A 5,265-nucleotide genomic window follows, 5' to 3' on the forward strand; every position below is an offset into this window, starting at 1 on the left:
GTGGGAAGCCACAGGGGTTGCAGGACGCGTGGCGCATCCTCGCAAAGTAGTTACAAACGGGAGTCAAGGAGGAACGATTTATCCGGTTGAGGAATTATTAAAAGCCTACACAAGCGCAGAGAATTGTACAATATTGATCCGATCCCTGAAGCAAATTGGAGTAAAGTCTGCTAGACAGCTTAGCACTGTCTATCCCGCCCTTCAGGAAATCGGTGTGGATATTGCCTTAGATCAACGTCTTAAACCATGGATCTTGGAAGTAAATACGGCTCCCGATCCGTGCCCGTTCACTAAGTTGAAAGACACCCGTATGATTGACCGAATTGTCAGATATGCAAAAGGATACGGTCGCACATACAATCTTAAGTGTATGAAATCAAAACAGGGGATGGTGTGAACGAATTTAATCTTTGACAGCACAAACAGCCCTGATGTAGAACTCTCACTATCTGGGCTGTTTTGCTAGGTTATGCCTCACTCATTCAAATTGAGTGAGTAGCATGATTTCCACACGAAAATTGGTAGCAATCAAGAAATCTGGGAACAACAGCGGCCGTGAGCCCAAAAATTCACCAAATATCTATATTAACAAGATTGTCACCTTCGATCTAATAAAGTATAATAATGGATGAGATGTATTATAAATACAAAAAGAATGGGAGGAAGATATGAATATTAAAATTGACCAATTAGAGAAGAGTTACAAAAAAAAGAAAGCGTTATATCCACTCAGTTTAAGCTTGAATACAGGAATTTACGGATTACTTGGACCTAATGGGGCAGGCAAATCAACACTAATGAATATATTGGCGACGGTCGAAAAACCTACACATGGTAAAGTGATGGTTGATAATCAGGAAATTTGGCAAATCGAAAAGATCTATAAAAGTAAACTTGGCTATCTACCACAAACTTTTGGAATGATGCCAGAACTAACAGGACGTGAATTCTTGATGTATATCGCGTCCTTAAAAGGAATTTCCAGTAAAGAAGCAGCAAACAATATCCAAAGTCTCTTACAGCAAGTTAATTTGACAGAGGTTGCGGACAACGCACTTCATTCTTACTCAGGAGGAATGAAGCAGCGTATCGGTATTTGCCAAGCTTTATTAAATCGACCCTCGTTTTTGTTATTGGATGAACCCACTGTAGGTCTTGATCCCGACGAAAGAATACATTTCAAACACTTAATTTTAAAGCAGGCAGAGCATTCGACTGTTTTGTTATCAACACACATCGTGTCTGATGTAGAAGCATTAGCTACACATATTATTGTTATGAAACATGGGCGTGTGCTAGCTACAGGTAAGGTAAATGAGCTGAAACAAGCTGTTAAAGGTATGATCTGGAAAGTACCTAATAAGTCACATAGCTCATTGTCTTATCCGCATATCATTGGGAGTAACCATATGAACAATGATGGATTTGAAGAAACAAAAGTGATTTCTTTTGTATCACCTTCTCCCCAAGCGATTCCAGTTGAGGCAACACTTGAAGATGTTTACTTATATAATATTCATAAGGACAAATTGAGCACTGATAATTCAAATATTAACAATAATCTAAACGGGCAGGATGGATGGATAGGATGAGGAAAATACTCATTGACAACTTTTGGGGATTGGTCAGTCTGCAGATGAAAGAAAAATGTCGCAAGCCTATATTTCTTTGGACACTTTTACTGCTTGCTGGATTAACCTTTTTCTATTTCCCTGCTAACAACCAATCATTTACTTCGCTAACAACTGTTATTCATAGTAGCTCATTAAATGGAAGTTTTCGAGGTGTTTACAACTCTGCTTGGATGGGATTGCTCGTTGTTTTATTCTTACATACTACTTTAATATTTGCAGGCCCTTATTTCATAAGGAACCCCATTAAAAAAGATATTGATTCCCGAATGGACATTTTCATTAAAAGCTCCCCTGTTTCGATGTATCGCTATCTGGAGTCCAAAAGAATATCAAATTTTTTATACTTATTATTCCTCGTTGGGGCAGTTGAAGTCATGGCTGTCTTTATGCAATTGAGCAGAGGGGAAAGCAACCAGTTAATTTTTTCATCATATATCATGCCCTTTTTATTAATCGTCGTTCCTTTTGTATATGTGATCTCTAGTTTAGCAGTCTGTTTAGATTTATTTCGCATTTTCAGAAATACATTTGGCAATATACTTCTTTTTTTTGCAGCGATGAGTTATATGTCTTACGTAATGGCAGGGATCAGTAATGAAAAGATCAATCCTTATTTCGATTTCACTGGAATCATATATATTTCACATAATATATTCACTCAATTTGTGCAAAAAATGAATATGTCAGGTTGGGACGGCGGTCTCAGTATATTAGAGACAATAAATCATTTCGACAACACATTTGTTATGAATAAAGTAAGTTGGAATACTAACTTCATTGTTAGTCGATTAATTATTATCACTCTTGCTTTTTCCATTGTTCACATTCTCGGGAGAGTGCGAAACTTTGACCAGATTTTCTATCAAAGATTTTCGACTCTTAAGAGTAAATCCAAAAATCAAAAACTAACTCCACAATTATTAACGGTTATTGAAGAGCCCAAGTTATCTCAAAATTCAAATTTACCACTTTCTTTAGATTCTTCGGTTTTTCGAATTGAAACAAAAGCACTATTTTCCGGAGAAATCTTGGTCTACTTGAAAAGTTTACAAAAAACTCACTTACTATTAATTCCTCTTTTTGTTCTCCAGTATTTACCCAGAGCGAGTGATGTGAATAATTGGATATTCATTCTAGCCTTAAGTGCCCCGCTTTTCCTTTTTTCGAATACCTCTTTTCATTTAGGTGACTCATTCATCCGTTCAACATTAGCTTATAAACGCCCTTTATTCTTTACCAAGGCACTCTTCTTGTTCACATTATTAATTCTTTATTTTTCAGGAACATTTATTAACCTTTTAATTGTTCAGAAATACTTAATGATCGTTAGCCTCTTGCTAGGATTGCTATTCTCAATATCTTTAACGGCAAGTTGCTCCTTAGTATCCAAGCATCTCTTTAGCTTCATATATATGTTCCTCTGGTATCTTGGTGTAATGCAAGAATTTATTCTTGCTGACTTGTACGGAATACATGGTAATCTAATGACACCTTTAATCTTTGGTGCCATTGGAATAGGTTTATTAATTTTTGCTTATAAGAAGTTTTAGTTGATAAAAATTACTTAAGTCAGCTAGCTTTCTAGCTGCTGATGTTGTCAGATATACAGAAATTTTAAAGGGATTCTAATTTGGCGAAACCGAATTAGAATCCCTTTATCTAAAATATGTTACTTTGATAAGTTCAAAATTAATTAAGATCCAGTATAAAGAAGACAACCTAGCTTAGGGCAGTCCTTCGATGAACAATAACCTAGTTGCACACTTTGTGTTTGATTTAACCAGTTCATATTTTCCCTCCATTCATTATTATTGTTTGCTCTTTATTAGTAATTAATAATACAGGATCTAGTCAGACAAACACGAAGAGTGCAAGCACCATCGTCATTCGCTCTGTCCCAACAAAGGTGAATCCCACAAATAGCGTTTGGCGTACTTCATTTGGGCCTTTATACCAATTCATTCTTGATCATCCCTCTTCATTAAATTTATCGTTTAAATAATTGATAATTCTGCTGATTTCACTTCGTGTAATAGCTGCATCAAATGCTTAGCATTATAACGAATAGAATCACAACGGGGCTCTTGCTTTTGTTTAACTACGTAAGGACATCGGTACACTTGCAGTTCTTCCCCAGAAAATTCATAAGATGAGAAGCAATCGAGATTTACACAGGAACTAGCCGAATCATCTACTGGCGCAAGGTAAAATCCCACTTTATTTTTCAAACCGTGCTGTTCCAGCAAATCTAAAATCTCATCTACTCTGTTAATATTAGTCTTATCCACATTAACCCGTATGTTGACATGTATGTCCTCATGGATATCCTTAATATTTTCCAGAATTTTATGAAATGTTGGGCCGGCTTTTTTCCCGGATCGGTCTATTAGAAATCTACGATTATCATGAATATCTGGAGGTCCATCAAGTGTAATCTGACAAAATGTAATTTGACAGGCCTTTAGACGTTGTACCATCTTCTTGTTTAAAATGTAGCCATTGGTAACGATAGAAGCGTTATATTGCTTATGATCTGATAAATTCCCTAGGATACCAGCAGTAATCTCTTCTATTCTTTTAATTCCTAGCTATGGCTCCCCACCATACCAGCACACTCCCACTGATGAAGATTTAAGTGAGATTCTATTGATAAATGAAGTTATTTGTGCAGATATTTCATCTGTCATTGTGTTATAGCGAAATCCCTCTTCGAAACAATATGGGCATCCAAAATTACATTCCATTGTTGGAGCAATTGTAAATGAATAGTTCGAAGCATCATAACGAGCCATATTGTTTTTAGTTTTTAATAACCCGATCTCGTCAAAATCATCCTCTACTAGCATACTCCCATTTTCAATTCTTCTTCCAAATCGCACCTATCCATAATGCCAGTATCAATAAATTTCTTAAAAGAGGAAGTATATTCTGCATTAAGGAATAATACGCCAGTAGTTTGTGAATTATAGATAATTAATCCTTGATCGAGTTCTTCAATAATGTTGAACTTTGATAATTTCACTTAAACACCTGCTTTTTAATAATAAATAAACCACACCTTACAGAGATGAACTTAACTTGAAATAGGATCATTAGAAGAAATATGCAATACGCAAGTCTTATTGTAATTCTCACATCCAAATTTAACTGCGCACCAGTTGCTCCAACAGACCATTGGTGAAACACTACTCTCTTGATTTAACCATTTCATAATCTCTCTCCTTTCAATTGTTATTAGACAAGCAAAGTGCTAAAATATGGTTAGTGAATGTTTTCACAGGTAGATTGTATTTTGATTTTAGTTTCTATTCTTTTCTCGCATATTCTCATCCAATTATTACAAGGAAATCTCCAGATTTTAATTGCAACTAAAATTGAAATAGGTTTAAAAAAGAAAGTTTTTCGCTCCATTTTAGATTTAAGAATGAAACCTTTTGAACAGATTGAGAAGGGCAAGTTGATTAACCATATCGAATCGGACATTCAGACCTTTTCTAATATGTTTACCGATAAGATTTCTATCTTTGTTGATTTTATTTCTATTTTTTTTGTCAGTATTTTAATGTTTCGAATTGATCTACAATTAACTCTAATCTTATTTTTGACCTTCCCAATAACTTCACTTGTATTT

At 35.3% G+C, this 5,265-nt stretch carries 6 protein-coding genes; 4 read left to right on the plus strand and 2 right to left on the minus strand.

From position 1 onward, the window contains the following. The 3 genes from UQ64_RS15075 to UQ64_RS15085 form a co-directional block, all read left to right on the plus strand. Nucleotides 1-397, plus strand: a 397-nt coding sequence (locus UQ64_RS15075; RefSeq protein WP_245237999.1) for a YheC/YheD family protein, incomplete at its 5' end; no start/stop codon positions are given. 271 nt (nucleotides 398-668) lie between these two features. Continuing rightward, the gene (locus tag UQ64_RS15080; RefSeq protein ID WP_060624286.1) at nucleotides 669-1,592 is read left to right on the plus strand and encodes an ABC transporter ATP-binding protein; all 924 of its coding nucleotides are present in this window, start codon (nucleotides 669-671) and stop codon (nucleotides 1,590-1,592) included. Further along, nucleotides 1,589-3,184: a hypothetical protein gene (locus tag UQ64_RS15085; protein WP_060624287.1), complete on the plus strand. Its 1,596-nt coding sequence runs from the start codon at nucleotides 1,589-1,591 to the stop codon at nucleotides 3,182-3,184. Before UQ64_RS15080 ends, UQ64_RS15085 begins: the two co-directional genes overlap by 4 nt. A gap of 444 nt (nucleotides 3,185-3,628) precedes the next feature. Here the strand turns inward: UQ64_RS15085 and UQ64_RS15090 are convergent, their stop codons facing one another. After that, nucleotides 3,629-4,111, minus strand: a complete 483-nt coding sequence (locus UQ64_RS15090; RefSeq protein ID WP_060624288.1) for a radical SAM protein — start codon at nucleotides 4,109-4,111, stop codon at nucleotides 3,629-3,631. 362 nt (nucleotides 4,112-4,473) lie between these two features. After that, complete coding sequence (locus tag UQ64_RS15100; RefSeq protein ID WP_060624290.1) at nucleotides 4,474-4,656, minus strand: hypothetical protein; 183 nt, start codon at nucleotides 4,654-4,656, stop codon at nucleotides 4,474-4,476. A 270-nt stretch (nucleotides 4,657-4,926) separates the two neighbouring features. Between UQ64_RS15100 and UQ64_RS15105 the strand changes: the two genes are divergently transcribed. Further along, nucleotides 4,927-5,265 (plus strand): ABC transporter transmembrane domain-containing protein (locus tag UQ64_RS15105; RefSeq protein WP_209445807.1); only part of this gene is annotated, 339 nt, incomplete at its 3' end.

The organism is Paenibacillus etheri (assembly GCF_001012825.1).
GTDB classification, from domain to species: Bacteria; Bacillota; Bacilli; order Paenibacillales; family Paenibacillaceae; genus Paenibacillus_AQ; species Paenibacillus_AQ etheri.

What these genes read in the sequence shown, in the direction of transcription:
- UQ64_RS15085 (WP_060624287.1), top strand. Translation starts at nt 1,589, where the DNA reads ATGAGGAAAATACTCATTGACAACTTTTGGGGATTGGTCAGTCTGCAG.
- UQ64_RS15090 (WP_060624288.1), bottom strand. Translation starts at nt 4,111, where the DNA reads ATGGTACAACGTCTAAAGGCCTGTCAAATTACATTTTGTCAGATTACA.
- UQ64_RS15080 (WP_060624286.1), top strand. Translation starts at nt 669, where the DNA reads ATGAATATTAAAATTGACCAATTAGAGAAGAGTTACAAAAAAAAGAAA.